The following is a 19,473-nucleotide window of genomic DNA, read 5'->3' on the forward strand; positions in this document are numbered from 1 at the left end:
TTTTTACAAATATCTATTTTTTATTATTTAGTAACTATAACGCAAACCAAATAACACATTACTTGGTGGCATTGGTACAAAACCAGATTCTATATATTCTGCATCAAAAATATTATTTGCAGTAACTGTAAAACTAAATTTATTAAAATCTACAATTACAGAAGCATCCCAAACATTATAACTTGTACCAACAGTACGTTCTGCATGTTTGTAAATAATATTCTGACTTACATTTTTAAATAATCTTGATGAAAAACGTGTTGTAAAATGATGCTTTAAGGTATTTAGTGAGTATCGAGATAAATCTTTATTCTGTTCTAAAATATCATCCTCTAAAAAAGTATAACCAATAGAAAGGGTTTGTTTGTACTCTTTTATATTAAAACGATAATCAGCATCTACCTCAAAACCTTGCGTATTTACTTCAGCTATATTAGTTGCTGTATATTTAGGTTCCGTTGCATTTGGTCTAATAAAGTCTATTAAATTAGTAGCATCTCTATTAAATATTGCTACAGAAGAAGTAAATTTCCCTGTGTTATATTTTAATCCTATTTCTTGCGCAAATGCTTCTTCTGGTTCTAGGTTCTCATTTCCAATAGTTCCAGGATCATTATAATATAAATCTGTATAAGTAGGTATTCTATAGGTAACTCCTAAATTACCATAAGCTTTTAAGTTTTCTGAAAACTGATATCCAATATCAACTCCTGGAAACGCATGAAATTTAAAGTCAGAAAAATAAGTAACTGCAACTCCCGGAGTAATATCTAATTTGTCATTAGCTAATTTAAAACGGTGCTCTAAAAATAAATTAGCCATCGTTCTATCTCTCTTTCCTAAATTATTACTACTTATAGAAACTCTAGAAACATCTATTCCAAAACCAGTAATTCCTAAATTAGAAGTATATGAAGCATTCGTTTCTACACCAACCTTATTGGTAATATGTAAATTTCTAAAAAAACTAGGATCATCTCTTTTTAATAAGAAAATATCTTGCCCTCTTCTCCAATAAACTCTTGGTGTAATCTTAAATTTTTCAGTTCTAAAAACTGTAGAAACTCCTATTATACTATTCTGAGTTTCTTCATACTCATGCCAATCTGGATTTGTTGTATAAAAATTCTCTGCGCCATATTTTTTATCGAAAAAAGTAGCTAAAACCTCAATAGGCTGTTTCTTTTTATTAAAAATACCTTTTAACACATAACTCTTATTTTCATAATCAGAATTTGTTCTATAACCATCAGATGTTAAGGAACCAACATGTGCTATAAAAGAAGTATTCTCATATTCTTCTCCAAAAGTTACAGAACTATTAAATTGACCAAAAGAACCTGCTTCTATATTTATACTTGCTTTACTTGTTAACTTCTTTTTAGTAACAATGTTTATGGCTCCCGTAAATGCATTCTGACCGAAAACTCGTGCAGCAGGACCTTTTATAATTTCTATTCTTTCAATAAATTCAATAGGTAAAGCTGCATTTAAGGTATGATGTCCGGTTTGAGAATCATCCATTTTAATTCCATCAACCAATAATAAGGTTTGATCGAAACCTCCTCCTCTAATATATAAGTCTGCCTGACTACCAGCAGTTCCTCTTTTTCTAATATCTATACCCGCAACTTGTTGTAATAAATCTGCAACAGTTGTAGCGGCACTGTTTTTTATTACTTCGGATGAAATAACATTTATGGTTCTCGAATTTTCTTTAAAAGGCAAATCTATTCTCGTAGAAGTAATAACAACCTCTTTTAAAGTATCTCTTTTTATAGGATCTGATTGTCCTTGTACTTGAAAGGCTGCAAAAAATGATGCAATTATTAAGGTAATTTTAATTTTCATAATTAGTGATTTTAATCTGATGCAAAACTCGTAACTTTCCGGACGATTAAAATAGTCCAGTTTTAAAATGAAAGATAGTCCGGTTAATACTTTATTTGAACAATTAATCAATTTTGATAAATCCGTACCTCAACCTGTGTACGTACAAGTTGCTCAGCAAATTATAAATGCCATACAACGTGGATATATCTCAAAAGGCACTCTTTTACCCGGAACCCGTGTTTTAAGTCAGACTTTAAAAATCCACAGAAATACCGCAGTTGCAATTTACGAAGAATTGGCTTCACAAGATTGGGTAGAAATCATTCCTAATAAAGGTACATTTGTTATCGAACCATCATTAAAAACAGTAAAAATAAAAGCGTCTTCTCAAAAAATAAATGAAGCATATAAAACAGCTAAAACAACTGGATTTCCGTTTCAAAAATCATTTCATTTAGCATCTACAGTTCAATTATCAAAAGTACAATACACTATAAATGACGGAAAACCAGATTTACGTTTGCATCCTGTTCATGAATTTTCTAGGTGGTACAGCGCTGCGATGAAACGTAAAACAATAATAAAAAAATGGAATAGCTCTAATCAATCTCTCCATTCTTTATTTGAAACTCAACTTTGCAATTACTTAAACGCAACAAGAGGTTTTCATATAAACCCAAACAATTTAATAAGTACGCGCAGTACAGAAATGAGTTTGTACATTGTTTCTCAACTATTGATAAAACAAAACGATGTAGTTTTAGTAGGAAATTTGAGTAACTATGCTGCTAATATGATTTTTCAGCAAGCAGGTGCAACCATAAAAACAATTCCAGTGGATTCAGATGGACTGGATGTAGATTATATTAGAAAACATTTTATAAAAAAAAGTATTCGATGTATTTATATCTGTGCGCATAGAGATTACCCAACAACAGTAACTTTAAGTGCAGAACGTCGTTTGGCTTTGTTGCAATTGGCAAAAGAATTTGGTTTTGCAATTATTGAAGATGATTACGACTACGATTTTCAGTTTACAGGTTCTGCTATGTTGCCAATGGCAAGCGCCGACGGAGACGGAATGGTTATTTATCTCGGAAAATTAGGGCAATCTTTATTTCCAAGTTTTCAAACAGGATTTGTAATCGCACCAGAAAACTTAATTTCTGAAGCTAAAAATTACCTACAATTGCTCGACGAACAAGGCGATTTAATACAACAACAAATGTTATCTGAATTAATTTATGAAGGTGAAATTTCTCGTTTGATGAAAAAAAACATCGTCATATATAAACAAAGACGCGATTGTTTATGCCAACTTTTAACGCAACATTTTTCTGAAATAGCAAAATGGAAAATACCTTCTGGTGGATTGGCTATTTGGATTCAGTTTCAAAACCAAATATCATTAGTAAAACTAGCTGAAGAAACAGAAAAAAACGATTTATTTTTACCAAAAACCATTCTGTATCAAGATAAAAATACCTGTGCCATTCGTTTTGGTTTTGGCCATTTAGCTTTAGAAGAAATAGAGATGGTAATAAAAAAAATGAAAAGTGCTTATAAGAACTTGATTTTAAAATAAAATTTTGTCAATCTGAATTTATTTCAGATTCTCTTAATTATAATAATCATCCTAATAAGATGCTTAAACTAGTTCAGCATGACAAAGTGTAGTTTTATTTTTTAACAGATTAAGATATTAACAACGTTATTTTGCCTACTATTTTTAGGTACTTTTATGGCATGTTTGCACTAGTAGATTGTAATAATTTTTACGCTTCTTGCGAGCGGGTTTTTAACCCGAACTTGCAAGGAAAACCCGTTGCTATTTTAAGCAATAACGATGGTTGTGTCATTTCTATGAGCGATGAAGCTAAGAAATTACAACTGCCTTTTGGTGCGCCTATTTTTAAATGGGATGCCTTTTGTAAAACAAATAATATTACTGTTTTGTCTTCTAATTATCCATTATATGGAGATATGAGTGCTAGAGTAATGAATATTTTAGCAGATTTTTCTCCGGATGTAGAAGTCTATTCTATTGATGAATCTTTTTTACAATTAAAAGGATTTGAAAATTATGACCTACAAGAATACGCTACAAAAATGAGAAGTCGTATTTTAAAATGGACAGGTATACCAACTTGCGTTGGAATTGCGCCAACCAAAGCATTGACTAAAGTTGCCAATAAAATTGCGCGTTCTAACATTAAACAATCGAAAGGAGTTTGTATTATAGATTCTGATGAAAAAAGAATCAAAGCCTTAAAATGGACAAAAATTGGCAATGTTTGGGGAATCGGAAGTCGTTTAAAAAAAAGATTGGAAGCAAAAGGTTGCATTACGGCATACGATTTTACACAACTTTCTAGCGATTGGGTTTTAAAAGAATTTTCTATTGTAGCATGGCGTTTGCAAAAAGACCTACAAGGCATTTCTAAAATTCCGTTAGAAGAAGTTTCATCAAAAAAAATGATAGCTACCACACGTAGTTTTGAATACACTTATTCTGATATTGACAATATAAAAGAACGTATTTCTACCTTTGCAGCTAGTTGTGCAGAGAAATTAAGGAATCAGAAATCTAGTTGCCACATGCTTATTGTGCAACTTTCTAGCGATCGGCATAAAAAAGAATTTGAACAACATAGAGAAAGTACTACAGTTGTTTTCTCCTCTCCTACAGATTCGACGTTAACCATTGCCAACGCAGCAGTAGAAGCTGTAAAAACTATTTTTAAAACTGGTGTTAAATACAAAAGAGCAGGTGTAATTGTTACGGGTTTAGTACCTAATGATAATTTTCAATTGGATTTATTTTCAAGCGAAAATCCAAAACACAAACCGTTAATGTCTGCAATAGACAAATTAAATCGTAAATTTAAGGCAGACAAAATTAAATTAGGAAATCAAGATTTAAACCGCACTTGGAAAATGCGTCAAGAACGATTATCCGCTAGATTTACCACAAATATTAACGATATTTTGATTGTTAAATAAACACCATGAATTAAAACTCCATAATTTTTAATAAAAGAATAAAATTCTTTTTAAATTCAGTTTGTCATTCCGAACGAGGAACGAGGAGAAATCTCATAATTATAAGGTTTTAACCTTTAAATTGATAATAAATAATATTTTCATGAATGATAATTACAAAATTTTAGCCGTTTTTGAATATTCTACAGAAGCGCATATAACAAAGTCTAAATTGGATTCCGAAGGTTTCAAAACCTTATTAATGGATGAGAAAACCATAGATACCGATCCTTTAGTGAGTAATGCAATTGGGGGTGTAAAATTGTTGGTTCATAAAGATGATTTTGAAAAAGCGGCAACTATTTACAATGAGATTAGAATTTATCAAAAGGATGAAAATGGAAATGACCTTTTTTGTCCGAATTGTAATGCTACACAAATACTAATTGCCCCCCTTACGAGGAGAAATATATTCTATATGTTATTCCCATTTTTCGAAAAAACAAGACGTATTTGCAATAATTGTAAGACCGTATTTTAATTGCAAAATAATATCTCGAACATTTAAAGAAAAGTTATAATTTGCAAACATTATGAACGGAACTAAAAACCTTACTTTTTTTACACCTAAAGCTTCTTCTGGAAACGGAGCTGTTTTGGTAGATGTTGGTATTTCTGCCGGTTTTCCTTCTCCTGCAGATGATTTTAGAGAAACTAGAATTTCTTTAGATGATGAATTAATCCACAACAAAGACGCTACTTTTTTTGCAAAAGTAAAAGGGCAGTCTATGATTGATGCAGGTTTAGATGATAACGATTTGCTAGTTATTGATAGAAGTTTAGAACCTACCAATAATAAAATTGCTGTTTGTTTTTTAGATGGCGATTTTACTGTAAAGCGTTTACGTGTAGAAAAAAACGAAGTTTGGTTGCAACCGGAAAACCCTAATTATCCTATTATAAAAATCACAGAAGAGAATGATTTTATGATTTGGGGAATTGTAACAAGTGTCATCAAAAAAGTGTAAAATTATCTTTTTTTAGTATTTTATTATTGTTTTTCGATAATTTTTATATATTTGCATTGTCAAATTATATAAAGCTATGAAAACAATTCAAATTTTAAGAACCCTTATCAACATTTTATTTTACACTCTAATTACAGTATTTAGTATTGGTTTTGTGTTTTATCTTTTTTTATTTTTATTTCCAGAATTATTACCCGCACCTTTAGGAGGTTTTTCGATGTTATTTAGCTCAATGTTTTCTTGGAAAATGTATATTGCTCCTTTATCTTCAGTAGTAAATTTTGTGCTTTTAATAGTAGCAATTTTTTATTTAAGAAAGTGTATTTCATCATTTTTAAACTCAGATTTTTATAATGAAGATGTAACTACAAACTTTAAAAAAGCTGGGAACCTTTTTATATTCATTGGAGTTTCTACTATTATAATTCAGTTGTTTGCTATTTTATACTTTCAAAATTTAGCGGAAAACATGATACAAATGAAAACCAACTTTTTAATTACTTTATCAAATATACTGGCGGCTACAATCGATTTAAAAAGTGTTATTTCTATCATTATTGGGTTGTTCTTTTTGCTATTTAGCAAAATATTTGAAAACGCACGAGTTTTAAAACAAGAAAACGATTTAACTATATAATCTATGCGAAAAATTAATATTTTAAAAGCCATTGTAGATTTACTTTGGATATTCTCCATGCCAATAGTCTTGGTAATTATCGGTTTTTCTGTTGCTATTTTCTTTGTAGACCTAGGTGATTTAAACATAAAAATAAACTCAATAGGTCTTAATACCGATACACTATTCTCAAAAACACTTCTTGTTGTTTCTGCACTAAATTATTTATTAATTGTTGCTGCTTTGTATTTCTTCAAGAAAGTACTAAACCACTTTGTAAGAGTAAAAATATTTGAAGAAACCGTTATTTCATCCTTCAAAAAATCAGGAAATCTATTATTTATTTCAGGAATTATTTCACTCACAATTTCTATGATTAGTAAAGTGTATTTTCAACAAAAAGTAACCTTAGAATTCGGGTTAAATCAGCATTTAGTAATTATATGCTTGGGCTTGTTTTTTTTAGTTTTAAGTGAAATATTTAAAGTTGCAAAGAATCAAAAACAAGAAAACGATTTAACAATATAATATGGCAATCATCGTAAACTTAGACGTAATGCTTGCCAAACGTAAAATGCGAAGCAAGGAATTGGCAGAAACTATTGGTATTACAACAGCCAATTTATCTGTTTTAAAATCAGGAAAAGCAAAAGCAATCCGTTTTTCTACTTTAGAGGCAATTTGCAAAGCATTAGATTGCCAACCTGCAGATATTTTAGAGTATCAAAAAGATTAAAAACAGTACTTTTAATACGTCTTAAAAACACATCAAATCAGTTAACGAATCGTAATGACAAAACATTTAAAAATTTTAAGCATACTTTTCTTTTATTTATCTATAACAGCCGTAAATGCTCAATTTTCTCCTAGTCTAAAAAACTATACGCTAGCAGAATACAAAGCTGGTAACCAAAATTGGGATATTACAAGATCTAAAAACGGCAAAGTATATGTTGCTAATAATAGTGGCTTATTAGAATATAATGCGTTAGTTTGGAAATTATATCAATTACCTAATAAAACAACCGTTCGATCAGTTTTAGCTGTAAATGATATCATTTACACGGGCTCGTTCGAAGAATTTGGTTTTTGGGAAAGAGATCATTTCGGAATCCTTAAATACCAATCATTAAGTGATACTATTCTTAACAAAATTTCTCCTAATGAAGAAATATGGAGTATTGTAAAATATAAAGACAAAATAATTTTTCGTTCTTTCTTAAATATTTATATATATGACTATAAGAGTATTACACAATTAAAATCCGATTCAATACTTATTTCGCTTAGTGTTATTGACGATGATTTATATGTAAGTACTTTAAATGGAGGTGTTTTTTTACTTAAAGACAAAAAACTAGCACCTTTCTATTCTAATGACCTGCTTTTAGATACTAAGATTATATCTATCAACAAATATGAAGATAAACTTCTGTTGATGACCTCTCTAAAAGGAAGTTTTTTTCTAAAGAAAGGAAAACTTGTTCCTACCGGTTTTGAGATAAATGCAGCCATTAAACTACATCAACTTAATGATTTTTCTATTTTAAGAAACGGAGAAATGGTTTTTGGAACTATAAAAGACGGCGTTTTCTTAACAGATCATTTAGGAAACTTAAAATTTCATATCAGTAAAGAGAATGGTTTATTAAACAATACTGTTTTAGGTCAAGCGCTTGATGATTCAGACAACCTTTGGTTGGGGTTAGACAATGGAATTGCTCATATAGAACTAAGTAGTAGTAACTATTTCTTTAATGATGTTTCTGGGAAACTGGGTGCTGTTTATGATATTATTGAATATAAAGATGTTATTTATATCGGTACCAATACTGGTCTTTTTAAGCTTGATGCTAATGATCAATTAGTTTTTATAGAAGGTTCGCAAGGTCAGGTTTGGGATTTAACAATTATAGGTGATGAACTTTTTTGTGGTCATAATGAAGGAACTTTTTTAGTAGATACAAATACTTTTAAAAAGATCTCTAATTTTACTGGGGGATGGACGATAAAGAAAGTTCCTGAAAGAAATGACACCTATATTCAAGGTACCTATTCTGGATTGGTGAAATTTGAAAAGAAAAATGGAGAATGGACTGTAAAACAATTTGACAAAGCCCTAATACCTTCTCGCTTTTTAGTATTTGAAAATGATTACACAGCTTGGGTTGCACATGAAACCAAAGGCGTTTATAAGATTCAGTTTGATGAAGATTATGAAACCATACGTAGTGTAGAAAATTATGAAAAAAAAGGTATTAGCTCTAATTACAATATAAGGGTTTATAATATTAAGAACAATATTAGTTTTAAAACAAGTGAAGGTTGGCAGAAGTATGAACCTATTTTAGATTCTATTATTCCTTATAAACTGCTTAATAATAAGTTAGGAAAGCATAGTTATATTATATCTGAAGATGACACGAATCTTTTTGCTCTAAAAAACAATCATGGCTTTATTAATTTTAAATCCTTCTCTAATAATGACGAACTACTCATTTTAAGTGATGATCAATTAAAAAACAGGTATATTATAGGTTACGAAAATGTATCTAAAATAAATGATTCTGCTTATGCTTTAAATTTAGACAATGGTTTTATGATGATTAATAACACCACAGCCTCTAATTATAGTTTACAAAAGCCAAAAATAGAAGTTATATCTGTAGATGGAATTCCTATTAACCTATCTAAGATTAAGAACAATGAAGTCCGTTTTAATTTTAATGAAAATATTACGGTAGCGCTGTCATCTTCAAAATCTGTAAATCATTATTTTGAATACAAAATATCTAACACAGGTAATTTATGGTACAAAGCAGAAAACGATAAAATAGAGTTCTCTAACCTTAAAGACGGAGAATATACAATTTCCTTTAGAGCAAAAGGGAATTCTGGAAATGTATCAGCTGTTCAAAGTTTACATATAGATGTATTACCACCTTGGTATAGAGATACTTTTGGATTCTTGCTATACGCAATTATTGCACTTTTAATTATTGCACTGTTATATGTTTTGCAAAATAAAAAAATAGCAAAAGAACAGCGTCTTATAAAAATCAAGTATCAGAAAGAGCAAGAAAAATTACTACGCGAAAAGACGTTAGAAAACGAAAAACAAATTGTGGAGTTTAAAAATGAATCTTTGCAAAAAGAAATTAAGCTTAAAAGTAAACAGTTAGCTAATAATGCGATGGCTTTAGTGAAGAAAAATGAAATCCTTGAGGAAATTAAAAAAGAATTGATGGGGCATAAAGAAGGATTTAATAGTCAGTACAACTTTAAAAAATTGTTAAAAAAATTAGATAATTCTATTGTACTTAAAGATGAATGGGCCGTTTTTGAAAATAATTTCAGTCAAGTTCATGATGAGTTTTTCGAAACCTTAAAAACCAAACATCCAAAGCTTACTCCAAAGGATTTAAAGATATGTGCTTACATCAAAATGAATCTTTCTTCAAAAGAAATTGCACCTTTAATGAATATCTCTCATAGGGGTGTAGAAACGCATAGATATAGGTTAAAAAAGAAGTTAAATTTAGAAAATGACATTTCTATCACTGATTATTTGTTAAATATCAAATAATGAACTTGTTTTTTTACCTAATACACAATTAATAACTACGTCATATATACGTCATTTATTAAAATCACCTTCAACTACAACGTTTTATTTAGGGCAACAAAGTACGTCAACCGCGATTTGTTAATGATTTTTAACATTTGGTTCATTTGGTGACGTATTTAAAATGTAAAGCTCTTTTTAATTTATTTAATAATAGTTTATAATTTAGTCTACCGAATAAACTGAATATTTAATAATTAATAACACTAATATGAAAACAAAGATTAGTCTATTATTAATACTATTTTTTTCATTAGCTGCTTTTGCACAAGAAATGGAAATAAATGGTATTGTAACAAGTAAAAATGGAGGTACTCCTTTACCAGGAGTAAGCGTTGCTGTAGCAGGAACAAGCAACGGAGTCTCAACCGATTTTGATGGAAAGTACACTCTTACCGTTAATAAAGGAGAACAATTAACATTTAGCTACATTGGCTTTAAAAAAATTACGGTAACTGTAAATAATGAGAATGTTATTGATATTTCATTGGAAGATGACGTAGAATCTCTAGATGAGATTGTAGTTATTGGTTATGGTACCCAAAAAAGATCAGATCTTACAGGTGCTGTTTCTAGTATTAAATCAGACGACCTATTAAAACAACCAGCGGCAAACGCAACACAATCTATACAAGGAAAATTGTCTGGTGTAAATATTATTAACACCAATGCACCTGGTAGTGACCCTGTAGTAATGATAAGAGGATTAGGTACTGCTGCATCTGGTACAACACCTCTTTATATTGTAGATGGTATACAAGTTAGCGGTATCAGTAACATAAACCCTTCTGATATTGAAACAATGGATGTTATGAAAGATGCTGCCTCAGCTGCTATTTATGGTATGGATGCTGCAAACGGTGTTATATTTATTACAACCAAAAAAGGGAAAAATGGAAAAGCTAAAGTTTCATTAAGTTCTTACTACGGAGCAACAAGTACGCTTAACCCAGTAAAAATGGCAGATGCTTCAGAGTACATTACTTACTTTAATGAGGTTCGTACATCTTTAGGATCTACAGATTTATTATCATCAAACCAAGCATATGATACAGATTGGTATAATGAGTTAACAGACGTTAGATTATCTAATAGTAATAATGTTTCTATTTCAGGAGCTAATGAACATACAAATTATTTCTTTAGCTTAAATAATTACAATGAGGATGGACTTTTAAAAGATCAAAACTTAACCAGAAATACGTTAAGATCTAACAATACCTTTAATCTTTTTGAAAACACAGTAAAATTAACACAAAGCTTTAGTGCTGCAATTTCAAAAGGAACTCCAAAACCTTTTAATGCCTTTAATGAAGCATACAGACAGTCTCCACTAGTACCAGCGTACTATGATAATGGCGCTTTTGGTCAATCTAACTGGAATACGAATACAGGAGTTGTTGGTTACCAAGGTAACAGCCGTTTAAACTCTATAGGTAACCCTTTGGCAACCGTATATTATAACAATCAAAAAGACGAAACTACAGATTTACAAGGGTCTTTTGATTTAGAGGTTAAGATAACAGGTTCTTTAAAAGCCAACTCTCGTTTTGGAGGTACTAAATCGTACTACAAATCAAGATCTTTTAATGATATCAAATCTCAATACTTAACAACAAATACAGGGCAAAATGAGGCTGATTTTAATGCATTAAAAGAAGCAAACCCAACAACTACAGCATATGCAGATAATAACTTATCTTTTAGCAGATCTGAAAGCTATAGATACAACTGGGATAATTATTTAACTTTCGACAAAATAATAGGCAATCACAGCATTAATGTTGTAGCAGGTCTTACAAAAGGAAGTAAAAATAATACGTTTAATACCTATCAACTAGCTTATGATGTACCACAAAAAGAACAATACTGGAACATCAACTTTGCTTCTGAAGATTATGAACAAACTTCACAACAAAGTTCCTCTACGCCTACAAATCAATTATCGTATTATGGAAGGTTGCAATATAATTTCAATGAAACATACTTTCTTCAAGCAAATATTCGTAGAGATGGTATAAGCACATTCAATAATGATAACAATACAGAATATTTTGGAAACTTCCCTTCTTTTAGTGCAGGTTGGGTATTAACTAAAGAATCATTTTTAAGTGATATAGAAAATTTAAATTTCTTAAAAATGAGAGTAGGTTGGGGTAAATTAGGAAATTCAGATGTTCCTTTTAATGTGTCAACTTATTCAACCGCTACCGGAAGTAGTAATGTAAATTACGTATTTGGAGCAAATCAAGATTTAGTGTACGGTGCAGCTTTAGGTGCTTCTATCTACCCTATTTCTTGGGAAATCACTAAAGAAACAAACGTTGGTTTAGATTTTCAGGCGTATAGCTCAAGGTTATCTGGTAGTTTTAACTACTACAACAGAAACACGGAAAATGCTATTTTAAACGTAACTCCTGTTTACACTTCTGGTGAAGGAACCAATTATTATGATCATGGTGCAGAAGTACTAAACAAAGGTTTTGAAATAGAATTTAATTGGAGAGATAATATCACCGAAGACTTATCATACAACCTAGGTTTTGTCTTTTCTGATAATAAAAATAACGTTGAGAATGTAAAATCAGCATATGATGGTCAAACTGGAGGTAGTTTATCGAACGGTCAAATCACAAAAAAATTACAAGAAGGACAACCTATTTATGCTTGGTGGATGTACGAAGCAGATGGTGTTTGGCAAAACCAAAATGAAATAAATAACAATGCACATTACGGTACTCCATCTCCAGGACATTTACGTTATAAAGATCAAAATAACGATGGTGTTATTGATGATAATGATAAAAAATTCTTCGGTTCTTACATCCCTACTTATAACTTCGGATTTAATGTAGGTTTAAATTATAAAAGTTTTGACTTGGCCGTTGATGCTTTTGGAGCTGGAGGAAATAAAATTTATAACGGTTTAAAAGGAACTAGCATAGACGGAGGTGAAAACATAGCGTATGATACTTTTGCAAATAGATGGACAGGCGAAGGATCTACCAATGTAAACCCAGGAGCGGATAAAGACTCTTATGCATCAAGTTATTATTTAGAAGATGGAGATTATTTAAGAATCAACAATATTACCATTGGTTATACTTTACCAGTGCTAATGAATCAAGTTTCTAGAATTAGAGTTTATGCAACTGCTAAAAACCCATTTATGTTTACTAAGTATTCTGGTTTTACTCCAGAAATAGTTGGTTCATCTGGTTCAGCAGGAGCAAGTGGAGCAGCAGGAATAGAACTTTCTGCATACCCAAACACTAAAACCTTCTTATTTGGTGTAAACATCGATTTATAAAATTTTAAAAAATAATTATCATGAAAAATAATATTAAAAATATACAGATTCTATTTGCTATAGGACTGCTTTTCACTACTGTTTCTTGTAGTGAAGATTATTTAAATGTTGATAGTAAAGATCGTTTAGAGCAAGACGATACTGAAACAGTAACACCTAAAGAAATGGTAAATGGTGCCTACGGTATGTTAACCGAATGGGATTATGCTTTTTCTTATCTTGGAATCACAGAAATTATATCTGACAATTCAGATAAAGGTAGTTCTTCTACCGATACTGGTGCGGATAAAGACGTATTAGATGCCTTAACCTTTACAAGTAGTGCAGGTTCAATTCTTTCTATGTGGCAAAATTGGTATAAATCTATAAACAGAGCATCTATTGCTATAGATTATACAGAAAATTATGGCCTAACAGATGAAAACTTAAAAAACAGATTAGTAGGTGAAGCGAAGTTTTTAAGAGCTTTAAATTATTTTTGGTTAGTAAGATCTTTTGGAGCTGTACCATTACAAGATGTAGATTTAGTTGAAAGACAACCTGTAGCAGATGTATACGCTTATATAGAAGCAGATTTATTAGACGCTATAGAAAAACTACCTCTTAAGAGTAAGTATGCTTCAGAAGACTTAGGTCGCGCATCTAAAGGAGCTGCGCAAGCACTTTTATCTAAAGTTTACCTTTATGAAAAAGAGTGGCAAAAAGCATATGACATGGCAGAAAATGTTATTAATTCTGGAGAATATGGTTTACATCCAAATTATGAAGAATTATGGAGAGCTTCTACAGAAAATGGTATCGAATCTATTTTTGAAGTGCAAGGTAGAGGAGAATCTATAGCTCATGGTGTGCAACAATACTCACAAACTCAAGGTGCCAGAGGTGCTGACGGTTGGGGATGGGGATATAATAACCCATCTGAAACTCTTGTAAAAGCGTTTGAAGCAGAAGGTGACCTAATTAGAATGAATGCTTCTATTATTTTTGAAGGTGAAACACTATGGGATGGTCGTGAAGTTTTTGAAGTTGAGAACCCTAGGTATAATGAAAAAGCATATTCTAGTGCCTCTACAGGATCAGACGATGGAGATAAAAACATACGAATACTTCGTTATGCAGAAATTCTATTGATAAAAGCAGAAGCTGCAACATATATTGGTCAAGACGCCGCAACACCTCTTAATTTAGTAAGAAGCAGAGTAAACTTACCTACCATTAGCAATCCAACAGTAGCACAAATCTGGAAAGAAAGACACTTAGAATTAGCGATGGAACACGATCGTTGGTTTGATATTGTTAGAACAGGTCAAGCAAAAGAAGCAATGGCTGCAGATGGTAAAACATTTGTTGTTGGTAAACACGAATTGTTTCCAATTCCTTACAATCAATTAATACAAACTCCAGGAATGACACAAAATCCAGGATGGGAGTAATCTAAAATTTCAGCTATGCTTAACATTTAAGTATAGCTGAAATTTAACCTATCATTTAAGAACATGTTATATATGCGTAATTTTCTATTAATAAGTATACTATCACTGGCTCTATTTGGTTGTAATAAGCAAAAAGAAGAAACTACTACAGATATCGTTGTAGAAGATACCTTAATTTCTGATGATGCACTTTTAGATCGTATTCAAGAGCAAACCATAAATTATTTTTGGGAAGGAGCAGAATCAAATTCAGGTTTAGCACTCGAAAGAATACATATGGATAATGTGTATCTTGAATCGCCTAAAACTACCGTAACTACAGGAGGAAGTGGCTTTGGGTTGATGGCTATTTTAGTAGGAATTGAAAGAGGATTTATATCGAGAGAAGCAGCACTTCTACGTTTTCAAAAAATAGTAGATTTTTTAGATAAAGCAGATCGTTTTCATGGTGCTTGGCCACATTGGATTAATGGAGAAACAGGAAAAGTACAACCTTTTAGCGAAAAAGATAATGGCGGAGATTTAGTTGAAACAGCTTTTTTAATCCAAGGCCTATTAACGGTTTCTGAATATTTTGATGGCAATACTGTACAGGAAAAAGAATTGGTTTCTAAAATAGATAATCTATACAGAACTGTAGAATGGGACTGGTACACCAAAAACGGAGAAGATGTTTTATACTGGCATTGGTCGCCAGAATATGGTTGGGATATGAACCTACCTGTTAAAGGTTATAACGAATGTTTAATTATGTATGTGCTTGCTGCAGCATCACCAACACACCCAATTAAAAAATCTGTTTATGAACAAGGATGGGCAAAAAATGGTGCTATTGTTTCTAATAAAACGTATTATGATGAAAACATCGTTTTAAACTATTTTTATAATGACACAGATTTGGTAGGACCTTTATTTTGGGCACATTACTCCTACTTAGGTTTAGATCCTAGAAACTTATCAGATCAGTATGCAAATTACTGGACACTAACACAAAATCAAGCTAAAATTCATTACAAATATGCAGTCGATAATCCACTAAATTTTAAAGGGTACGGAGAGGATCTTTGGGGTTTAACTTCTAGCTATTCCATAGATGGTTATCATGGACATAGACCAGGTGATGATCTAGGTGTAATTTCACCAACTGCTGCATTATCATCATTTCCATACACACCAAAAGAAAGCATGAATGTTTTAAGAAACATTTATATGAATCACGATAATCTTGTTGGTAAATACGGGCCTTATGATGCTTTTAGTTTTGAAAATAATTGGTACATAGAAAAATATCTAGCAATAGATCAAGGTCCTATTCCTATAATGATAGAAAATCACAGAACAGGTTTGCTATGGCGATTATTCATGAAAAATAGCGATGTACAAAATGGTTTAGATGCACTTGGTTTCACCTATTAATAAGTAAAAAAAAATGAAGTTAAAAACGCTTATAACAACACTCTTTTTAATTTTTGTAATGTCTTTTTTAATGAGCGCACAGCAATTAAAAAAGTCAGAAAATGTATTCCTAAAAAAAACACATGTTGTTCATAAAGATACGCTACAATTTAGAATGTTATTACCTAAAGATTTTTCTGAAGACAAATCTTATCCGGTAGTATTATTTTTACATGGTGCAGGTGAACGCGGTGGCGATAATGAAAAACAATTGGCAAATGGAAGCGATTTATTTTTAAATGAAGCCACAAGAAATTCATTTCCTGCGATCGTTATTTTTCCGCAATGTCCAGAAAATGATTATTGGGCAAAATTAAAAGCAGATCGTACCACAAAACCAATTACATTTAGATACAAGTACAAGAAATCACCAACCAAGGCAATGAGCTTGGTAATGAATTTAATGGATGAAATGGTAGAAAAACCATATGTAAAAACCAACCAAATTTATGTAATGGGGTTATCTATGGGAGGTATGGGAACCTTCGAAATTATCTATAGAAAACCAGAAATGTTCGCAGCAGCTATTCCTATTTGCGGAGGCGGACATCCAAAAACGGTATCAGCATACGCCAAATCTATACCATTATGGGTTTTTCATGGAGCAAAAGATGATGTTGTAGACCCTAATTTATCAGTAAATATGGTGTCTGAAATTCTTAAAAATGGTGGATATCCAAGATTTACACTCTATGATTTTGCAAATCACAACAGCTGGGATCCTGCTTTAGCAGAACCCAAATTATTAACATGGCTTTTCTCTAATTCAAAATAAAAAAAATGAAAAAACAATCTATTCTAAAAATAACAGGTATTCTAATTATAGCAATCCTATTTTCGAACTGTAATTCTAACAATAATACAAGAACAAGTTCTAAAATAGTAAACAATCCATTCGAGTCAAAAATAGATTCAATTCTAGAATTAATGACCTTAGATGAAAAAATAGGGCAACTTAATTTACCAACTTCTGGAGATATCACAACAGGAACAGCAAAAGGAACTGATGTAGGAGAACGTATAAAAGAAGGTAAAGTTGGTGGGTTATTCAATATTAAAACAGCTGAAAAAATTTATGAAGTTCAAAAAATTGCTGTAGAACAAAGTAGATTAGGAATTCCTCTAATTTTTGGAATGGACGTGATTCATGGTTACAAAACAACATTTCCAATTCCTCTAGGTCTTTCTAGTTCTTGGGATATGGAAATGATTGAAAAAACGGCTAGAGTAGCAGCAACTGAAGCGAGTGCAGACGGAATTAACTGGACGTTCTCTCCGATGGTTGATATTTCTAGGGATCCACGTTGGGGACGCGTTTCTGAAGGAAATGGTGAAGACCCTTACCTAGGAAGTAAAATTGCTGTAGCCATGGTAAATGGGTATCAATCTGATGATTTATCAGCAAATAACACATTAATGGCTTGTGTAAAACACTTTGCACTTTACGGAGCTTCAGAAGCAGGTAGAGATTACAACACAGTAGACATGAGCCGTATTAGAATGTATAATGAATACTTAGCACCTTACAAAGCAGCTGTAGATGCAGGAGTGGGGTCTGTAATGGCTTCATTTAACGAAGTAGATGGAATTCCTGCTACAGGAAATAAGTGGTTACTTACAGATTTATTAAGAGATGATTGGGGTTTTAATGGTTTTGTTGTAACAGATTATACGGGTATTTATGAAATGATAGCACATGGTGTTGGAGATAAATATCAAGTTTCTGAACAAGCATTAAAAGCAGGTGTAGATATGGATATGGCAGGAGATTCTCCTTCTATTCCAGCTGCTTTTGTAAAAACGTTAAAAGAGTCTTATGAGAATGGTAAGGTAACAATGGATGAAATTGACACTGCAGTAAAACGTATGTTAACGGCTAAATATCAATTAGGCTTATTTGACGATCCTTATAAATATTGCGATCTTGATAGAGCTAAAACAGAAATTTTTACACCAGAAAACAAAGCGTTCGCACGTAAAGTTTCTGCTGAATCTATGGTATTGCTGAAAAATGAAGATCAATTACTTCCGCTTAAAAAATCTGGAACAATCGCTTTAATTGGCCCATTAGCAAAAGCAGCTAACAATATGGCAGGAACTTGGAGTGTAGCTACAGATCAAGAAAAATCAAACTCTGTTTTTGATGGATTAAAAGAAGTTATTGGCGATAAAGCAACGATGCTATACGCAAAAGGAAGTAACATCGATTATGACTTAGAATTAGAACAACGTGCCACTATGTTTGGAAAAGGGATTCCAAGAGATGGACGTACAGACAAACAATTGTTAGATGAAGCGCTTAAAATTGCAGCGAAGTCAGATGTTATTGTTGCAACTATTGGAGAATCTGCTGAATTAAGTGGAGAAAGCAGTAGTAGAACAGACCTTGGTATTCCTCAAGTTCAAAAAGACTTATTGAATGCTTTGTTAAAAACAGGAAAACCTGTTGTTTTAGTATTGTTTACCGGAAGACCTTTAGTTTTAGTAGAAGAAAATGAAAATGTACCTGCTATAATTAACGCATGGTTTCCTGGTAGTGAAGCTGGTTTAGCTATTTCTGATGTATTATTTGGAGACGTAAATCCTTCAGGAAAATTAACAGCTACTTTTCCAAGAAATGTAGGTCAAGTACCATTATTTTACAATCATAAAAATACAGGAAGACCTCTTGGAAATACAGAAGGTAACTTTGAGAAATTTAAAAGTAACTATATCGACGTTCGTAACGAGCCTTTGTATCCTTTTGGTTATGGATTAAGCTACACTACGTTTGATTATGAAAACTTAAAATTAGACACATCTTCTATAAACATGGACGGCGAAATTAATGTTTCTGTAGAGGTTACTAATTCTGGTAATTACGACGGAAAAGAAGTTGTTCAGTTATATATAAGAGATCTTGTTGGTTCTTTAACACGACCTGTAAAAGAATTAAAAGGTTTTCAAAAAGTAGAAATTAAGAAAGGAGAAACTCAAAATATAAGCTTCAAAATTTCTGTTGAAGATTTAAAATTCTATAATTCAGAATTAGATTTTGTAGCAGAACCAGGACAGTTTCAGGTTTTTGTAGGAACAAATTCAGATACCAAAATGATGAAAGAATTTGAATTGACTAAATAAAAACATCACAATTAAATAATAACAATTTTATGCCACACATAATTTTTAAGTTTCTCCCTATTCTTATTATT

Annotated in this window: 14 protein-coding genes; 13 read left to right on the top strand and 1 reads right to left on the bottom strand. The window is 31.5% G+C overall.

Annotated features, from left to right (window positions below):
• Positions 1 to 27: 27 nt before the first annotated feature.
• Positions 28 to 1,851 (bottom strand): TonB-dependent receptor, encoded by a 1,824-nt coding sequence (locus H0I29_RS05310; protein ID WP_218754670.1) that lies wholly within the window; start codon positions 1,849 to 1,851, stop codon positions 28 to 30.
• 67 nt (positions 1,852 to 1,918) lie between these two features.
• Here H0I29_RS05310 and H0I29_RS05315 point away from each other — a divergent pair, with 67 nt between their 5' ends.
• The 13 genes from H0I29_RS05315 to bglX all read left to right on the top strand — a co-directional run bounded on the left by H0I29_RS05315 (position 1,919) and on the right by bglX (position 19,402).
• Positions 1,919 to 3,418 carry a PLP-dependent aminotransferase family protein gene (locus tag H0I29_RS05315; RefSeq protein WP_218754671.1) on the top strand — a complete coding sequence of 500 codons (1,500 nt, stop codon included), beginning with the start codon at positions 1,919 to 1,921 and terminating at the stop codon, positions 3,416 to 3,418.
• Between the two features lie 161 nt (positions 3,419 to 3,579).
• On the top strand, positions 3,580 to 4,836 hold the full coding sequence (locus H0I29_RS05320) for a Y-family DNA polymerase (RefSeq protein WP_218754672.1): 1,257 nt from the start codon (positions 3,580 to 3,582) through the stop codon (positions 4,834 to 4,836).
• Between the two features lie 142 nt (positions 4,837 to 4,978).
• On the top strand, positions 4,979 to 5,356 hold the full coding sequence (locus H0I29_RS05325) for a DUF2007 domain-containing protein (protein ID WP_218754673.1): 378 nt from the start codon (positions 4,979 to 4,981) through the stop codon (positions 5,354 to 5,356).
• A gap of 52 nt (positions 5,357 to 5,408) precedes the next feature.
• Positions 5,409 to 5,843, top strand: coding sequence for a LexA family transcriptional regulator (locus H0I29_RS05330; RefSeq protein ID WP_218754674.1), 435 nt, complete (start codon positions 5,409 to 5,411; stop codon positions 5,841 to 5,843).
• Between the two features lie 76 nt (positions 5,844 to 5,919).
• Positions 5,920 to 6,480 (top strand): DUF2975 domain-containing protein, encoded by a 561-nt coding sequence (locus tag H0I29_RS05335; protein ID WP_218731820.1) that lies wholly within the window; start codon positions 5,920 to 5,922, stop codon positions 6,478 to 6,480.
• Between the two features lie 3 nt (positions 6,481 to 6,483).
• The gene (locus H0I29_RS05340; protein WP_218754675.1) at positions 6,484 to 6,987 is read left to right on the top strand and encodes a DUF2975 domain-containing protein; all 504 of its coding nucleotides are present in this window, start codon (positions 6,484 to 6,486) and stop codon (positions 6,985 to 6,987) included.
• Between the two features lies 1 nt (position 6,988).
• Entirely contained in the window at positions 6,989 to 7,195 is a 207-nt protein-coding gene (locus tag H0I29_RS05345; RefSeq protein WP_218731822.1) for a helix-turn-helix transcriptional regulator, read from the top strand.
• A gap of 54 nt (positions 7,196 to 7,249) precedes the next feature.
• Positions 7,250 to 10,045: a LuxR C-terminal-related transcriptional regulator gene (locus H0I29_RS05350; RefSeq protein ID WP_218754676.1), complete on the top strand. Its 2,796-nt coding sequence runs from the start codon at positions 7,250 to 7,252 to the stop codon at positions 10,043 to 10,045.
• 250 nt (positions 10,046 to 10,295) lie between these two features.
• On the top strand, positions 10,296 to 13,394 hold the full coding sequence (locus H0I29_RS05355; RefSeq protein WP_218754677.1) for a TonB-dependent receptor: 3,099 nt from the start codon (positions 10,296 to 10,298) through the stop codon (positions 13,392 to 13,394).
• Between the two features lie 20 nt (positions 13,395 to 13,414).
• Positions 13,415 to 14,827, top strand: coding sequence for a RagB/SusD family nutrient uptake outer membrane protein (locus tag H0I29_RS05360; protein WP_218754678.1), 1,413 nt, complete (start codon positions 13,415 to 13,417; stop codon positions 14,825 to 14,827).
• Positions 14,828 to 14,899: 72 nt separating this feature from the next.
• Positions 14,900 to 16,243, top strand: coding sequence for a glucoamylase family protein (locus tag H0I29_RS05365; protein ID WP_218754679.1), 1,344 nt, complete (start codon positions 14,900 to 14,902; stop codon positions 16,241 to 16,243).
• Positions 16,244 to 16,256: 13 nt separating this feature from the next.
• Positions 16,257 to 17,057 carry a prolyl oligopeptidase family serine peptidase gene (locus H0I29_RS05370; RefSeq protein ID WP_218754680.1) on the top strand — a complete coding sequence of 267 codons (801 nt, stop codon included), beginning with the start codon at positions 16,257 to 16,259 and terminating at the stop codon, positions 17,055 to 17,057.
• 5 nt (positions 17,058 to 17,062) lie between these two features.
• Positions 17,063 to 19,402 (top strand): beta-glucosidase BglX, encoded by a 2,340-nt coding sequence (gene bglX, locus H0I29_RS05375; RefSeq protein WP_218754681.1) that lies wholly within the window; start codon positions 17,063 to 17,065, stop codon positions 19,400 to 19,402.
• Positions 19,403 to 19,473: the final 71 nt, after the last annotated feature.

It is taken from the genome of Polaribacter sp. R2A056_3_33 (genome assembly GCF_019278485.1).
GTDB lineage: Bacteria > Bacteroidota > Bacteroidia > Flavobacteriales > Flavobacteriaceae > Polaribacter.

Coding starts and splice junctions, on each gene's coding strand:
- H0I29_RS05330 (WP_218754674.1), top strand. CDS start 5,409: ATGAACGGAACTAAAAACCTTACTTTTTTTACACCTAAAGCTTCTTCT.
- H0I29_RS05360 (WP_218754678.1), top strand. CDS start 13,415: ATGAAAAATAATATTAAAAATATACAGATTCTATTTGCTATAGGACTG.
- H0I29_RS05315 (WP_218754671.1), top strand. CDS start 1,919: ATGAAAGATAGTCCGGTTAATACTTTATTTGAACAATTAATCAATTTT.
- H0I29_RS05365 (WP_218754679.1), top strand. CDS start 14,900: ATGCGTAATTTTCTATTAATAAGTATACTATCACTGGCTCTATTTGGT.
- H0I29_RS05310 (WP_218754670.1), bottom strand. CDS start 1,851: ATGAAAATTAAAATTACCTTAATAATTGCATCATTTTTTGCAGCCTTT.
- bglX (WP_218754681.1), top strand. CDS start 17,063: ATGAAAAAACAATCTATTCTAAAAATAACAGGTATTCTAATTATAGCA.
- H0I29_RS05335 (WP_218731820.1), top strand. CDS start 5,920: ATGAAAACAATTCAAATTTTAAGAACCCTTATCAACATTTTATTTTAC.
- H0I29_RS05325 (WP_218754673.1), top strand. CDS start 4,979: ATGAATGATAATTACAAAATTTTAGCCGTTTTTGAATATTCTACAGAA.
- H0I29_RS05345 (WP_218731822.1), top strand. CDS start 6,989: ATGGCAATCATCGTAAACTTAGACGTAATGCTTGCCAAACGTAAAATG.
- H0I29_RS05320 (WP_218754672.1), top strand. CDS start 3,580: ATGTTTGCACTAGTAGATTGTAATAATTTTTACGCTTCTTGCGAGCGG.
- H0I29_RS05355 (WP_218754677.1), top strand. CDS start 10,296: ATGAAAACAAAGATTAGTCTATTATTAATACTATTTTTTTCATTAGCT.
- H0I29_RS05340 (WP_218754675.1), top strand. CDS start 6,484: ATGCGAAAAATTAATATTTTAAAAGCCATTGTAGATTTACTTTGGATA.
- H0I29_RS05370 (WP_218754680.1), top strand. CDS start 16,257: ATGAAGTTAAAAACGCTTATAACAACACTCTTTTTAATTTTTGTAATG.
- H0I29_RS05350 (WP_218754676.1), top strand. CDS start 7,250: ATGACAAAACATTTAAAAATTTTAAGCATACTTTTCTTTTATTTATCT.